The organism is Tardiphaga sp. (genome assembly GCF_041424195.1).
In the GTDB taxonomy this organism is placed as follows: Bacteria; Pseudomonadota; Alphaproteobacteria; order Rhizobiales; family Xanthobacteraceae; genus Tardiphaga.
On record NZ_JBGMOE010000210.1, the window covers coordinates 1 to 15,128 of the forward strand.

A 15,128-nucleotide genomic window follows, 5' to 3' on the forward strand; every position below is an offset into this window, starting at 1 on the left:
TCGGTCTGATCAACCGCTTCTCCGAAGACATCGATGTCACGGTGTTTCGGGACGACATCGGCGAGCCGGCGACGATCGAGGAGCTTAACGCGCTGAGCGGGAACAAGCGTCGCGCGCGCCTCGATGCGATCAAGGACGCCTGCCAAGCCTATATCAACGGCCCGCTGCGCGCTGAGTTGACCCTGATCCTACAGGACCGGCTCCAGGCCAGTGGCCTCAATGTGGGGTCGGCACGCGTTGAAACCGACGACGCCGATCCCGACGGACAGACCCTGCTGATCTGGTATCCCGCAGCGACGCCGCGATCGGATTACGTGCGGGCGGCGATCAAGATCGAGTCGGGCGCGAAATCCGCGCTCGACCCGAACAGCGAAGTGCCGATCAAACCCTATGTTGACGATGATCTACCGGCGCTCGATTTGACCGTCCCGGCCGTGCGCACGGTCGATCCCGAACGCACCTTCTGGGACAAGGTTGTCATCCTCCACGGGTTGCGACGCTGGTTCGACAAGCGCGGCGAGCTGCGCGGGGGCGGCCAACGCGTGTCCCGTCATTACTATGACTTGCACCTGCTCACCGGGGGCCCGGTCGGCGCAGCCGCCATCGCTGAGACGGCGCTCGGCGTGGACTGCGTCGCGCATGCCCGGATGTTCTTCAATCGACCGGACTTCGACCTCGCGAGCGCCGCACCCGGCTCGTTCGCGCTCGCCCCGCATGATGCGATGATCGAGCAGTTGCGCGTCGACTACAGGGCCATGCAAGGCATGATCTTCGGCGACCCGCCGAATTTCGAGGCCGTGCTCGAAAGCATCAGTTCGCTTGAGACGCGTCTAAACAAGAAGGGCGCGAGCGAAAGCGGGGTGGCGCGATGAAGCGGTTGGAGGGAGCCGGCCTTCGGTGCGTCCATTTCGGCTCACGCAGAAACGGCCCTGCCGGTTGGCAGGGCCGTTTCCGTTAGTGGGTTCAGTCCCGATTCGGTCGGGACCAGATGAGCTGGAGGCCGTCCTGGCCTTCCACCTCGATCAGCGTGGCGTAGATCGGGGCCGGGAAGCTCGGGTCGTCCAGCTTGACCGAGAGATAGTCCCGCTCGGTGTCCTTGGCGGTCTTCTGCCAGGCCGCGCCCAGCTCGACATTGCCGGCGAAGATGCGGAAGTGCGGACCCTTTTCGGAGGGGGTCTCGACGCGGACCAGCTTGGCCTTGGCGTTGAGAGCGAGCGTGCGGACGGTGCCGGTGAAGCCGTTGCCGTTCGAGGTGAAGGTACCGATGGTTGCCATTGTCGTGTCCTTTTCAGTTTTCCGGGCCGCGCCCACCGCGGCCTCGATGGCCGGCGACAGACCGGAGGCGATCGACCCGCACCCCGCAGGGGCCGGCACGCAGTAGAGGGCAGCCAGGCTACGACTTTCTTGATTTCCGCGAGGAATGGACGCGCAGCGGCCAGGGGAAGAAAGTCGTGGCCGGATGTTGCGGGGATAAGAGCGAGGCGGAGCAAAGCGACGACGGCCTTCGGTCAGACAAGCCAAATCGAGGATGTTGTGGGCGAACCGAGAGAAATGGTTAGGGGACACCAATGGCGACTATCGGCGTCGTGACGACGGACCGCGACGCCGGCGGAGCGCACCTGGTTGGCAATGCATTGAAGATCCGCATCGAAGCCCGAAGCAACAGGTGACCGCGCGGCTCTGCCGCCAGGAATGAGCACGGCTCGTCAGATGAAACTACAGGATGCGAGCGACATTTCTCGACACAGCGATGGCCCGTCCGGCGCGCTATCATGCCAGTCGACCGGAGAGAAAGGCAGGGGATGTCAGTTATCAGGTTGGTATAGCCGGCGGAGGAAACCCCGGCGCCGTGTGAGGGCCGATGTCGTGACGAAGTAACGATGGGGACAAATTGGAACCCCGCGCAGAAGCGGTGCTCAGAGATCGCACATGCCTTCGCATTCGTTCGCGAGGAGATCGAGTTGGCCACGGTCAGCGTTATCGAAGTCGGTGCCGCATCGGCGACATCGGGACCGAGTGGCGGGTTCTGTATGGTCAGGGTCCGTCAAGCTAGGGCTTCGAATGGCGAGTAATACAATCTGTGCCGGCCGCCGATCAGGCTCATAGGCAGCGGGCATCACGCGGTCGATCCTTGAACTTACAATGCAAATGCATTACATTGGATCCACGATCGGAGCCTTCGATGCCGAAAACCGCCGAAATCCTCGAAATCCCCGCCACGATCACCGAGCGGGGCCAGACCACCGTCCCCGCCGCCATCCGCAAGATGCTGGCGCTGGGCAAACGTGACCGCGTCGTGTTTCGAGGGCTCGCCGACGGAACGGTCGTCCTGGCCAAGAAAGCGGCGGACGAGCAGGCTGACCCCGTCATCGGAAATTTTCTGCGCTTTCTCGAGAAGGACATGGCGGCGCACCCGGCGCGGGTTCGAGCGATTCCTTCGAATCTGCTCGCGCGCGGTGCAGCCCTCGTCAAGGGCGTTGAGGTCGATCTCGACGCAGCCTTGCCGGACGACGATGCGTGACGGACCAGACGATCGAAATCAATGGCTGGACCATCTACGCACATCCGCTCTTCCTTGATCAGCTGGAGGCCCTAATCGCGGCCGTCGAGAAGGCGCGTGCCAAAGACCCGAAAGGCTATAAGACGAAGCGAGCGGCAAAACTGCTTGCCGCGGTCCTGAAAGTCGCCTTTGAGAACATCCCCGCCGATCCGGCCAGCGACGTATTCCGCCAAGGCGATACGCTCGGCGCCGACTACAAACACTGGTTTCGCGCGAAATTTTTGCAACAGTATAGGTTGTTCTTTCGCTATCAGCAGGCGGCCACGAGCAAGATTATCATCCTGGCTTGGGTGAATGACGACGACACGCTGCGCGCCTATGGCAGCACGACGGATGCTTACGCCGTGTTCCGGAAGATGCTGAACCGAGGAAACCCACCCGATACGTGGGACGCGCTGGTCGCCGCAGCGTCCGGCGCCGGGCCGAAATCGCGGTTGCGAGCATCGAGAGCGAAGCCGAAGGATTGACGCCTGTGCCGACCGATAGGGGAGTAGATTGCCACTGTTTGCCGATTGGTGCGATTGCGAGCCCGCGCAAGACGGCCGCAAGCGCTTACTGAAATTTACCGAGCGAGTTGGGGGACGAGCGGCAATTGCCGGCCGTCTTCCCGATCTGCTGCGCTCTCACTACGACGACATGGAACGCATAGCTGAGGATGTGGCCCTTCTCGGTTATGCGAGCGCCGCAGCATTGCTGGCCGAGCGTCTTCCCCGAACCACGCGGGCACGCTCCGGCGAGTTAGGGGAAATCTTCGCAACCGAGCTGGTTGAGGAGTCGTTGGGCTTCTCGGTTCCGGTTCGTCGCCTTCGTTATAAAGATGGCCGCGAGATGGCGCTCCGCGGCGACGACTTTATCGGCGTGCGATCGAGTGCGGATGGACACCTCTTTCTTTTGAAAGGAGAAGCGAAGAGCCGGGCCAATCTCGCCGGCGCAACAATTATCGAGGCCCGAACGGCGCTGTCGCGTGATAGTGGCCGGCCGACGGCGACCTCGTTGCTCTTTATCGCCGACAGGTTGATGGAGGGTGATGGTCCGCTCGCCGCATTGGGCCGAATCATCCGAAATGAGGTCGCAAGCCGCGCAGTTCCCTCCGATCGCATCGACCATGCTCTCTTCACGATGTCCGGCAATGCCACGCCCCGAGCGCTTTTCGACGATCTGCGCGGCGCCGGCGTTGATCGCAGCCACACTGTAATTCACCTTCGGATCGACGATCATCAGGAGTTCATTCGGCTGTCCTACGAGGGAGCACTCGCCCTTGGAGACGGTTGACGAACTGACAGCCTTCTTGACGCAGGCGACCGCTGACGGTGTCAGGGGTCGGCTGCAAGCTCGCGGCGAGGCGCGGTCCATCATTCGCCGCGACGGCGTGCTGCCCGACGATGCGCCGGCGTTCGGAGAAACGATTGACACCGATCTGTCCGAATATGCGCTCTCCGTGCTGCGCGCATCCATGGCGCTTCGGGAGGGCGGCGGCAACGATGAGATTTGGCGGCGCGGCTTCGCGCGGGCCGGGAACGCGTTCGAAGCACTGGTGCAAAATGGCTCCCGCGAGGATGTCGGCCGGGGCTTCTATCGGATCGCTGGCGCCGCCGCGTATCATCTGGCAAGCTACTCCGCTCTCGCCTTCTCTCTGATCTCTCAACGGCCTGAGAACGCGAATCTATCGCCAGCGGAAGAAGCGTTGGCGCATCTTATTTTGCGGGATCTGGCCGGTCTAGGTCGCCGCGCGCGGACCTGGCTGCTGAACCCAGCCCACGGTGATGCAAATATTAGTCAGGCGTTGCGCGCAGGAGAGATTGATTCGGACGACGCCGTCAGGTTAATCGCCACATCAACCATTTTTCGCGCCCTCGCGTTCTTCGAATTCGCTCTTCAGACGGGGGCCGCGGTCCTGATTGAGGAGTCTCGGTCCCTCCTGCGGCGCGCGATCTCCCTCGCAAGGAACGCCAATGCCGTGTCGCTGTGGTGGACCGGGCGCATAGTGCTCAATCTTATCGATGACCTGTGGTCTAGCAGCTTGCATCAGGTGCTTCCCCTCGACGGGCCGGCGGGCGCGGGAAACTATCAGGATTTGCGCCAACTCTTCATCGGGGAACTCTTTGGACGTGACGTCGCCGAAGTGGAGCTTTGGCCGTCGCAGATCGAAGCAGCCCGACGAGCAACCGACATGACCGACGACCTCGTCGTCGCGTTGCCGACCAGTGCTGGCAAGACACGAATTGCAGAGATCGCCGCATTGATGGCGCTCGCGGCGCGCAGGCGGGTCCTCATTGTAACGCCGCTTCGCGCATTATCCGCCCAGACGGAACGATCATTCCGTCGGACGTTCTCGAGCCTTGGGTTCTCGGTCTCTTCGCTCTATGGCGCGGCTGGAGCCGCTGGCGGCGACGAAGACGCACTCCGTACGCAGGATATTGTCATCGCCACACCGGAGAAGCTGGACTTCGCCTTGCGGAATGACCCGTCGATCATCGATGACGTCGGGCTCGTAGTCCTTGACGAAGGTCACCTGATCGGGCCAAGCGAACGCGAAATTCGGTACGAGAACCTCGTTCAAAGACTGCTCAGGCGTGCTGACAACGAAACCCGTCGCATCGCCTGTCTCTCGGCGATCTTGCCCGAAGGGGATCAGCTTAACGATTTGACCGCTTGGATTCGTAGTGATGCAGGTGGAACACCGATTCAGTCGCATCGCCTCCAGGAGATCGAACGCGAAAAGGGAGCCGCACTGAAAATCGCCGACATTCACGATCAGGGGGCAGGCGCCGAAAAGGGAATCAAGGACCAGACAAAGGAGCAGTCCATGCTGAAGGAATGGATCGCCAAGCACGGCGGCTGATCGGCCTCAACTCGATCGCGGGGACACCATGATCGCACTTCCTTACGACTATTTTCTTAACGCATGGTTCTTTCTCGCGGCGGGCTCTACGGCCTACGTCGCTTTCGACCGGTTGAATGGCCAACCCGAGCCGACGGTGAGTGAACCTCAAGGAAAGCGCGCGATACCAGGCGGATATGGTCAACGTCGGTCCCCGCCAGCACTACGACGTAGTCTGGAAGACTCGGAAGGCGGGTAAATTGCTGGTGGTCTGCCGCATCCCGCACCCACACGGCCAACAACAACGTGGAGCAGCACGGCGGCAGCGGCCTCATGCTGGTCCTGAATGTGCAATGAGGGCGGAAAAACAAAGGAGAGTGCGATGAAGATGAGTAAGGATACGAAGACGTGCATCGACGAATGTCTGCAGTGCTACCGAACCTGTCTCGGGATGGCTATGACGCATTGCCTGGAGACCGGCGGAAAGCACGTCGAGCCTCAGCACTTCAGGCTGATGATGGCATGTGCCGAGATATGCCGGACTGCCGCCCACTTCATGCTGCTGGGCAGTCCCCATCACAAGCATGTCTGCCGCGAATGCGCGGAGATCTGCGCGGAATGCGCCAAGGACTGCGAGCGCGTCGGTGGAATGGACGACTGCGTCGTGGCCTGCAAGAGCTGCGCCGAAAGCTGCAAGGCGATGGCGGCCTGAAGCAGGGGGCCGGCGACGAGCCGGCCTTTTCGGCTCCTCAACCCCGCGATGGAAAGGAAATACGAACGATGGGCTATACCCGCTTCGCCGCAATGATCGCGACCTCGACGGTCGTGATGTTCGCTCTGATGTATCTGAACGTCTATGCGCTCGACCACGTGCTCTTCAGCCAGACACGGATGTGGATGGCGCTGGTGATGGGCGCAACCATGGCAGTCATCATGATCGGCTTCATGTGGATGATGTACAAGAATCGGCCAGCGAACATCGGGATCATCCTCGGCAGCGTCGTCGTGTTCGGCGTGGCGCTGTGGCTCGTCCGTAGCCAGCAGACGGTCGGCGACGTCGCCTACATGAGGGCGATGATCCCGCATCACTCGATCGCGATCATGACTAGTGAGCGCGCCCACATTCGCGATCCGCGCGTCCGGAAGCTGGCCGACGGCATCATCGAAGCGCAGGTCAAGGAGATTGCGGAGATGAAGCAGTTGATCTCCGAACTCTCCGCAAATTCTCCGTCGTCGAACGCGCCCGACCTGCCGGCCCGACTTGCGAAATGAAAATTGTCGCGAGCTATTCTGCGTCGGCGTCTTTTTGTTGTTCGTAAAAGTAATCGGATGTGCTCTCCGCGGTCAGCGTAGCCGGCCTGACGCGAAGACTTGCGTCGCCTTTTACCAGGATTGATCCCGTTCGTTGTGACCGGCCGCCGTCATCCGAAATTAGCCGGGCCAACGACATGCCAAAGAGGTGAATGCTAGATGACGAGGAGCGTGAATTGCCACCTAGAGTCCGAGCAATCGGATTCGGAAGTTCGAAGCGTTATGCCGGCTTGGGTCTCGGACATGACGCTATGGCCATCTGGAGCATCGTCGAATTCGTCACTAAGCTGTGCGGCCTGTCCGCCGAGCATTACAAGGACACGGTGGCAAGGGCCGCTCCGGACGATTTGAAGAAAGACAAAGTCAAGAGCCGGATAGGAAGACCGCAGAGCAGCAAGCAGACCTCGCCTCGCGGTGGACACGCATTGATTTCGGACATCCATCGGGGTGCAATTGATTGCAAAATACAGCCCGGTTACGCTCTTGTTATTTGAAAAATTCTTAAATCCGAGCGACCCTCAACTGGGGAAAAACGAGGATTCTGACTCATGAAATCCGTACTCATTGTAGCGGCAACGTTATTCTTCTCGACGCCCGTGTTTTCCCAGACATCATATTCCGGGATGCAGATTCGAGGAATAAAGGCGCTATCCGACCAGCAAATTGCGGACCTCCGGGCTGGTCGCGGAATGGCCTTGGCGCTTGCCGCCGAACTGAACGGCTATCCAGGCCCCTCTCACGTCTTGGAGTTGGCCGATAAACTCGACCTGACCGCCGATCAGCGTGCCGACGTCAAGGCGTTGTTCGATTCGATGAAGGCTGAAGCCGTGCCGCTCGGGTCAAAATTGATCGAGCAAGAATCTGAGCTGGACCAGCAATTCGCCGCTCGCATCGTCACGCCGGAAAGTCTTGCAGCGTCAACGGCGTCGGTCGCAATCACGCAGGGCGAACTGCGTGAAACCCATCTCAAATATCACCTATCGACGGCCGCACTGCTAACTCCCGAACAAATGAAAATTTACGCAGGACTACGCGGCTATGCCGATGCGCCCATCCACCACCATCACAATTGAATGCGGACGCCCGGAGCGCCCACTTCGATGAGATTAATGAATGACCAATCAGCCAAGAAATTTGACGCGTCGAAGTGCGCTCCCGATCTTCGCAGCGGCACTTTTTTCACCGACGTTTTCTGCCTCGGCGCAGTCGCCAGCCATTACCGTTCACAAGGATCCAAATTGCGGGTGCTGTACGGGCTGGGTGCGACATCTCAAGGATGCCGGGTTTGCCGTCACGGTCGAAGAGACGGTCAATCTTCAGGCCTTCAGAAAGCGTCTCGGGGTTCCAAGCGACCTTGTAGCGTGTCACACGGCGGAAATCGCGGGATACGTCATCGAGGGTCACGTACCCGCTATAGCGGTGCGACAATTGCTGGAGAAGCGGCCCGCCGCCGTGGGACTGGCGGTTCCGGGCATGCCGGCCGGGTCGCCGGGAATGGAGGGCGGGACGCCCCAGAAATACGATGTGGTCCTTTTTGGTACGTCCGGCCGGCAGTCATTCATGAAGTTTATAGGCTCGGAAATCGCGAGTTGAAGCGCTTCTTTGGTTAACGGATAACCTGATTTGGCTAGGAAACGCCTCTGGCGAAGATGTGAAGGGATAGTCCTTCACAAGTTCCCTATCCCGTGGGATGGTGAGCTATGAATCTTCGCCGACTGATCAGTCGTATGCTTGCGATCGTCGTGATCGTAGGGCTTGTCTTTGCGCCGCTGGCCACGCCGGCGGCGGCAAAGCGTCTGGCTGCCGCTGAGATGACCGATATGGCCGCGATGCCGGAGGCTATGCCTTGCTGTCCGGACGGCCAAAAGAGCAATAACTGCCGGGATTGTCCGCTTGTCGCGATGTGCATGCTGACCATCGCGCAGGCCGAGCCAGCCCCAACGGACGGTGTCCAAATCTCCTTCCAGACGGGCCGGCCGCTTTCCCCGCCCGACGACTTGATTGCTGACGGCCTCATCGGTTCCCCTCCGGATCATCCCCCTCGAATCTCGATCTGATCGGCGTCTCTACGCCGCCTGCTCCTGCGCGGTCTCAGGGCCGCGCAGTTAACGCACGCCGCCGTTCGCGGCGCATCGGGTCATCGAGGATTTAAAAAATGAAGAAGTATGCCTCCGCGCCCGCCCTCCGGGCGGCGTTGATCGCCGTTTCCTTGGTAGGTTCGGCCACGCTCGCGCGCGCCGACATCAAGGATTACGAATTCCAATTGGTCGACCAGACCGTCAAGAAGGGCGACGCGGTCATCTCGGTTCGCCTCGTCCATAAACCCGACGGCAAACCCGTGCCAGATGCGGTCATTTTCGCGACACGTCTGGATATGGCGCCTGACGGTATGCAGGAGATGGCGACCAAGATAGCGCCTATGCCGAGCACGGAGCCCGGCGTTTACAAGTTCAAGGCGACCTTGACCATGGCCGGCGGCTGGCAACTTTCGCTTGGCGCCAAGGTTCAGGGCGAAACCGGGACGGTCGAAAACAAACTCGTCCTGAAGGCGACGCCGTGATGCGCGCGAGCGGCATCATTCGCGTCGCTACGATCGGAGCAACCACAGCAATGCTGTGGTTGTCTCCCGGGACTGCCGCCGAGCAAAGTCTGCCGGGCACCACCGTGGAAAGCGTCGTGGCCGTTGCCAAACGCCTCAACCCGACGGTGGCGGCGGCCGCGCTCGAATTCGATGCGGCGGTCCACAAGATCGGGACGGCGGGCGCGCTGGCCGACCCGACCCTCATTCTCGAAGCCTGGGACGTCAACCGGCAGGGCGTGGGACAGCGTCGGATCGGCATCGACCAGGAGATCAAGCTTTGGGGCAAATACGGCCTCGAGCGCAATGTCGCCCAAGCAGACGCCGATGCCGCAAAATTCCAGGGCCGTGCAACCGTGACCGAGCTCATCGCGCAGGTCATTGCAGCGCATGGCGAATACAATGCCGCTCATGAGGCGGTGGGAATCGCTACCGAAATCAAGCGGCGCTACGACGAGACGCTCGGATTGTTGCGTTCGCGATACGGCACGACATCGGTCGACCGGCAGGACGTCATCAAAGCCGAGATCGAAACGGCTACCGCCGACGGCGACGTCGTCCGCCGACAAGGCGAACAGAAGGCAGCGGCAGCTAGACTGAACGCCCTGATCGGCCGTCCGTCCCTGGCGCCCTTGTCAGCGCCGACCGGTTTTAGAGCTTTCAAGGCGACCAGCCTCGCGCAGGTTCAGGCGCTCGCGCGCTCAGGCAACCCGATGCTGGCTCTGGCCGGAGCCCAGAGCAATTCCGCGGCCCAGACCAAATCCCTTACCGACCTTAACTACTATCCTGACGTCACGCTCGGCGCGAAATACGTGCAGCGGCCCGGGACCGACGATACCGGTGAGTTCATGCTCGGCGTCAAGCTGCCCCTGCATTACGAAGTCAAGGACGCCGAACAGCGGGCGGCGGGTGCACGTCTCGGCGCTGCGCAGGCCCGCAGCGAGGCGCTGCGACTGCGGATCGACGGACAGATCGCCGACGCGTGGTTCAACGTCGATGCTCTTCGCAGAGTCGTGCAGATCTACGCGACGCGCCAATTGCCGCCAGCACGGTCATCGCTCGACAACGCGCGGAACGGTTTCCAGGCCGGCACGTCCGATATTTCATCGGTCTTCGAGGCCGAGCGCAGGCTTCGCGCGGTCCAGCTCGATCTGCTGAAGCTCAAGGTAGAACTTCAGACGAAATACGCCGAAATGGAACGTCTGACCGGGGGTTCGCTATGAGACGGCCAGTAGGTGCTTTGTTAGCCTTTACGGCGATCCTGGCCGCCGGAGTGGTCGGATTGGCCGTCGGACGTTCAAGCGCTCCGCTTCCAGGATGGCTGTCCGCCGTACTTCCCGCAGCGGCAAAGCCAAGTTCCGCTCAACCGGCTGCGACGGGACCGATCGTCTACTACCGTGATCCGGACGGCGCGCCCGATTATTCCACGACGCCGAAGAAGAAGCCGTCGGGCAAGGAATATTCGGCTGTCCGCGCCAGCGAAGATGTGAGCTTCGAGGAGCAGGCCCCGGAAGCCTTGACTGCGAAGGGCGGCGAACGCGGGCGGATCAAATTCTACCGCAATCCCATGGGCCTTCCGGACACGTCGCCGACTCCGAAAAAGGATTCGATGGGGATGGATTATCTCCCCGTATATGAGGGCGAACAAGACGACGACTCGTCGGTCAAAGTCAGCGCGGGCAAGCTGCAGAAGGCAGGCGTCCAGACCGAGGTCGCGGAGCGCCGCACCTTGAATACGATGGTCCGGGCACCGGGCACGGTACAGCAGGACGAGCGTCGCGTTTCCGTCGTCTCGCTCCGGTTCGAGGGCTTCATCGACACCGTCGACAACGTTACGACGGGCACGCACGTCCGCAAGGGCCAGCCGTTGATGCGCATCTACGGCCCGAACCTGTCGAGCGCCGCCGCCGAATATCTCTCGGCCCTTAACGCCCGTCCGGAAGCCGGCATCAGCGGCCAGGCCCTTAAAGGGGCGCGCCGCCGCCTCGAAAACCTCGGTGCGCCCGATGGGTTTATTGCCGACATCGAGCGGACGCGCGAGGTCCCGGTCTACCTGAACTGGCCAGCTCCGCAGGACGGCGAAATCGTCGAGCGGACGGCCGTCAACGGGATGCGTGCAGCGCCCGGAGACGTGCTTTTCAGGATCGTCGACCATGATGTCGTCTGGGTGATGGTCGACGTCGCCGAACGTGATCTTGCGCTCATCGAAGTCGGGCAAACCGCCACCGTGCGTCTGCGCGCCTATCCGAACCGTCCATTCACGGGAAAAGTCACTGTGATCTATCCGCACCTGAAACCGGAAACGCGGACCGCGCGGATCAGGATCGAACTACCGAACCCGGACGACGTGCTGCGGCCCGACATGTACGCCGACGTGGAAATCGCCACGGGGACGGACGCGCCCGTCGTGACAGTCTCCAGCAGCGCGGTCATCGACAGCGGCGAGCGGCAGATTGTACTTCTCGACAAGGGCGAGGGTCGCTTTGAACCGCGCACGGTCAAGCTGGGGCGACGCGGCGGCGGCCTGGTCGAGGTCAAGGAAGGGCTCGCCGAAAACGACAAGGTCGTCTCTTCCGCGAACTTCCTGATCGATGCGGAAAGCAATCTCAAGGCAGCGCTCAAGGGCCTCGACACCGGAGAGAAATCACAATGATCGCGCGGCTCATCGATTGGTCGGCCCGGAACCTGATGCTCGTTTTCATCGGCGCAGTCTTCGCTGTTGCGGCCGGGGTCTATGCCCTGCAGCACTCGGCTCTCGATGCGATCCCCGACCTCTCCGACACGCAAGTGATCGTGTACACCGAGTACAAAGGTCAGGCACCACAGGTCATCGAAGACCAGGTCACCTATCCCTTGACGACGGCCATGCTCACCGTGCCGAAATCGAAAGTTGTGCGGGGGTTTTCGTTCTTCGGCGTCTCGTTCGTCTACATCATCTTCGAAGACGGCACTGACATCTACTGGGCGCGTTCGCGTGTCCTGGAATACCTCAACGCCGCGGCGCGCAAATTGCCCGCCGGCGTGACGCCGACGTTGGGGCCCGACGCGACGGGCGTCGGCTGGGTCTATCAGTACGCGCTGCAGTCCAAGGATAAATCGCTGGCCGATCTGCGATCGATCCAGGACTGGACCATCCGATACGGAATTTCCAAAGCGGAAGGCGTGGCCGAGGTCGCAAGCGTCGGCGGCTTCGTCAGGCAATACAACATCATCGTCGATCCGAACCGGTTGAGATCGCTCGACATACCGCTTGCGAAGGTGCGCGATGCGGTCCGCGGCAGCAACATGGACGTGGGCGGGCGCACCGTCGAGCTTTCCGAGTTCGAATTCGTCGTTCGGGGCAGGGGATACGTCAAGAGCCTCTCCGACCTGTCGAACATCGTGCTGAAGGTCGACAAGGGCACGCCGGTCCTGCTGAAGGATGTCGCTCGGGTCGAGCTTGGCCCGGACGAACGCCGCGGCATAACCGAGCTCAACGGGGAGGGCGAGGTCGCCAGCGGAATCGCACTGCAACGCTTCGGACAGAATGCACTGGACGTTATCGACAATGTGAAGGCGCGCCTGGCGGAGATGGCGTCGGCGCTTCCGAAGGGTGTCGAAATCATACCGGTCTATGACCGTTCGAACCTGATCCACGATGCGATCGAGACGCTGAAGCGGACGCTTACGGAGGAAAGCATTGTCGTCGCGCTCGTCTGCATCGTCTTCCTGCTGCACGTCCGTAGCGCGCTGGTCGCCATCGTCATGCTGCCGGTCGGGATCCTGATGGCGTTCGGCGCCATGAAGGCGCTGGGCATCGGATCGAACATCATGAGCCTCGGCGGGATCGCCATCGCGATCGGTGCCATGATCGACGGCGCGATCGTCATGATCGAGAATGCGCACAAGCATCTCGAGCGGGCACCGCCCGACAAGCCACGCATGGAGGTTCTCATCGAGGCCGCGAGCGAGGTAGGCCCGGCGTTGTTCTTCAGCCTGCTGATCATCACGGTATCCTTTCTGCCGATCTTCACCATGGAATCGCAGGAGGGCCGGCTGTTCAGCCCGCTGGCGTTCACCAAGACCTTCTCGATGGCGGCGGCTGCGATCCTGTCGATCACGCTGGTGCCGGCGCTCATGGTGCTGTTCATTCGCGGCAAGATCATTCCGGAGCACAAGAATCCCATCAACCGGTTCCTGATCTGGGTCTATCGCCCGATGATCCGAAGTGTGCTGCAGGCCAAGACGCTGACGATACTTCTGGCACTTGCAGCCTTGGCGGTCAGCCTCTGGCCCGCCCGGCAACTCGGAACGGAGTTCATGCCGAGCCTCAACGAAGGCACGCTGATGTACATGCCGACGACGCTGCCAGGCCTGTCGGTCACCAAGGCGGCCGAAATCCTGCAGACGCAGAACAAGGTCATCAAGACCTTTCCGGAAGTAGCGTCGGTCTACGGCAAGGCGGGGCGCGCCGAGACTGCGACCGATCCTGCGCCGACCGAGATGTTCGAGACGATTGTCAATCTCAAGCCCAAGGCGCAGTGGCGTCCGGGTCTCACCGTCGACGGCCTGATCGCGGAGTTGGACAAGGCCCTGCAGTTTCCCGGCGTTTCCAATGCCTGGACCATGCCGATCAAGGCCCGCACCGACATGCTCGCGACCGGGATTCGGACGCCGGTCGGTATCAAGGTGCTGGGAAAAGACCTAGCCGAAATGGAGAAGCTTGCCCGCCAAATCGAAACCGTAGTGAAAGCGGTGCCCGGCACATCGAGCGCTTACGCGGAACGCGTCATCGGAGGCTACTATCTCGATGTGGTTCCGGATCGCGAGGCGCTCGCGCGCTACGGTCTCATGGTCAGCGACGTGCAGGACACGATCTCGTCGGCCCTCGGCGGCGAGACGATCACTACGACCGTCGAGGGACGCGAGCGCTATGGCGTCAACTTGCGATACCCACGCGACCTGCGCAGCGACCCGCAATCGATTGCCCGGGATGTCCTGGTCGCGATGCCGAACGGGGGGACGGTTCCGCTGGGCGAGATTGCCGCGATCAAGCTCGCGCGCGGTCCCACGTCGATCCGGACGGAGAACGGCCAACTGGCGGTCTACATCTTCGTCGACATCCGCGACCGGGATCTCGGCGGCTACGTCGCCGATGCCAAGGCTGCCGTGGCCGCAAGCGTAAAGTTTCCGCCGGGCAATTATGTCGTCTGGAGCGGCCAGTTCGAATATCTGGAACGCGCTACCGCCCGCCTGAAGATCGTGGTGCCGGTTACGCTACTCATCATCTTCCTGCTGCTATATCTCAACTTCCGCCGGCTGACCGAGACGCTGATCGTAATGCTGTCGCTGCCGTTCGCCCTCGTCGGCGGATTGTGGCTGATGTGGTGGCTTGGCTTCAACATGTCCGTCGCTGTCGCCGTCGGCTTCATCGCGCTGGCCGGTGTCGCGGCCGAGACAGGCGTCATCATGCTGATCTATCTCGATCATGCGATGAAGGAGATCCACGCCCAACGGCAGGTCGAAGGCAAGCCGTTCACGCGAGCGGACCTCAACGAGGCGATCATGTTGGGCGCGGTCGAACGGGTGCGACCCAAGATGATGACCGTCGTCGCCATCATGGCCGGCCTCATTCCGATCCTGTGGAGCACCGGCACCGGCTCGGAAGTTATGCAACGCATCGCCGTTCCGATGATCGGCGGTATGATCTCGTCGACCGTCCTGACGCTTATCGTGATCCCTGCGGTCTACGCGCTGATCAAGGGATTTCGGTTGCCCCGCGAACCGAACTCGGCAGCTTTTGTCGGCACGAATACTCAAGAGCCAGGGAGAGATGGTCTCCATCGCTCGCAAGCAACAGAATGACGAAGCGCGCTCGT

General features: G+C 61.5%; 16 protein-coding genes. 15 read left to right on the plus strand and 1 reads right to left on the minus strand.

Annotated features, from left to right (window positions below; all coding sequences use genetic code 11):
• Positions 1-872, plus strand: an 872-nt coding sequence (locus ACEK02_RS29350; RefSeq protein WP_371424968.1) for a nucleotidyl transferase AbiEii/AbiGii toxin family protein, incomplete at its 5' end; no start/stop codon positions are given.
• A gap of 91 nt (positions 873-963) precedes the next feature.
• Here ACEK02_RS29350 and ACEK02_RS29355 read toward each other — a convergent pair.
• Positions 964-1,275, minus strand: a complete 312-nt coding sequence (locus tag ACEK02_RS29355) for a DUF736 domain-containing protein (protein WP_371424969.1) — start codon at positions 1,273-1,275, stop codon at positions 964-966.
• A 907-nt stretch (positions 1,276-2,182) separates the two neighbouring features.
• Here ACEK02_RS29355 and ACEK02_RS29360 point away from each other — a divergent pair.
• From ACEK02_RS29360 to ACEK02_RS29425, 14 genes are all read left to right on the plus strand, one after another.
• Positions 2,183-2,521 carry a type II toxin-antitoxin system PrlF family antitoxin gene (locus tag ACEK02_RS29360; RefSeq protein ID WP_371424970.1) on the plus strand — a complete coding sequence of 113 codons (339 nt, stop codon included), beginning with the start codon at positions 2,183-2,185 and terminating at the stop codon, positions 2,519-2,521.
• Positions 2,518-3,027, plus strand: a complete 510-nt coding sequence (locus tag ACEK02_RS29365; RefSeq protein ID WP_021082474.1) for a type II toxin-antitoxin system YhaV family toxin — start codon at positions 2,518-2,520, stop codon at positions 3,025-3,027. The genes ACEK02_RS29360 and ACEK02_RS29365 overlap by 4 nt, the downstream gene beginning before the upstream one ends.
• 28 nt (positions 3,028-3,055) lie before the next feature.
• Positions 3,056-3,832, plus strand: coding sequence for a Hachiman antiphage defense system protein HamA (locus ACEK02_RS29370; RefSeq protein ID WP_371424971.1), 777 nt, complete (start codon positions 3,056-3,058; stop codon positions 3,830-3,832).
• On the plus strand, positions 3,819-5,402 hold the full coding sequence (locus ACEK02_RS29375) for a DEAD/DEAH box helicase (RefSeq protein ID WP_371424972.1): 1,584 nt from the start codon (positions 3,819-3,821) through the stop codon (positions 5,400-5,402). Before ACEK02_RS29370 ends, ACEK02_RS29375 begins: the two co-directional genes overlap by 14 nt.
• 361 nt (positions 5,403-5,763) lie before the next feature.
• Entirely contained in the window at positions 5,764-6,093 is a 330-nt protein-coding gene (locus ACEK02_RS29380; RefSeq protein ID WP_371424973.1) for a four-helix bundle copper-binding protein, read from the plus strand.
• Positions 6,094-6,161: 68 nt separating this feature from the next.
• Entirely contained in the window at positions 6,162-6,653 is a 492-nt protein-coding gene (locus ACEK02_RS29385) for a DUF305 domain-containing protein (protein WP_371424974.1), read from the plus strand.
• A gap of 290 nt (positions 6,654-6,943) precedes the next feature.
• Entirely contained in the window at positions 6,944-7,186 is a 243-nt protein-coding gene (locus ACEK02_RS29390) for a hypothetical protein (protein WP_371424975.1), read from the plus strand.
• A 54-nt stretch (positions 7,187-7,240) separates the two neighbouring features.
• Complete coding sequence (locus ACEK02_RS29395; RefSeq protein ID WP_371424976.1) at positions 7,241-7,765, plus strand: Spy/CpxP family protein refolding chaperone; 525 nt, start codon at positions 7,241-7,243, stop codon at positions 7,763-7,765.
• A gap of 40 nt (positions 7,766-7,805) precedes the next feature.
• Positions 7,806-8,285 carry a DUF411 domain-containing protein gene (locus ACEK02_RS29400; RefSeq protein ID WP_371424977.1) on the plus strand — a complete coding sequence of 160 codons (480 nt, stop codon included), beginning with the start codon at positions 7,806-7,808 and terminating at the stop codon, positions 8,283-8,285.
• 134 nt (positions 8,286-8,419) lie between these two features.
• Complete coding sequence (locus ACEK02_RS29405; RefSeq protein WP_371424978.1) at positions 8,420-8,749, plus strand: hypothetical protein; 330 nt, start codon at positions 8,420-8,422, stop codon at positions 8,747-8,749.
• Between the two features lie 98 nt (positions 8,750-8,847).
• A complete protein-coding gene (locus tag ACEK02_RS29410; protein WP_371424979.1) occupies positions 8,848-9,252 on the plus strand; it encodes a FixH family protein in 405 nt (134 codons plus the stop codon).
• Positions 9,252-10,493 carry a TolC family protein gene (locus tag ACEK02_RS29415; protein WP_371424993.1) on the plus strand — a complete coding sequence of 414 codons (1,242 nt, stop codon included), beginning with the start codon at positions 9,252-9,254 and terminating at the stop codon, positions 10,491-10,493. The genes ACEK02_RS29410 and ACEK02_RS29415 overlap by 1 nt, the downstream gene beginning before the upstream one ends.
• Positions 10,490-11,923 carry an efflux RND transporter periplasmic adaptor subunit gene (locus tag ACEK02_RS29420; protein ID WP_371424980.1) on the plus strand — a complete coding sequence of 478 codons (1,434 nt, stop codon included), beginning with the start codon at positions 10,490-10,492 and terminating at the stop codon, positions 11,921-11,923. The genes ACEK02_RS29415 and ACEK02_RS29420 overlap by 4 nt, the downstream gene beginning before the upstream one ends.
• Entirely contained in the window at positions 11,920-15,114 is a 3,195-nt protein-coding gene (locus ACEK02_RS29425) for an efflux RND transporter permease subunit (protein WP_371424981.1), read from the plus strand. The genes ACEK02_RS29420 and ACEK02_RS29425 overlap by 4 nt, the downstream gene beginning before the upstream one ends.
• Positions 15,115-15,128: the final 14 nt, after the last annotated feature.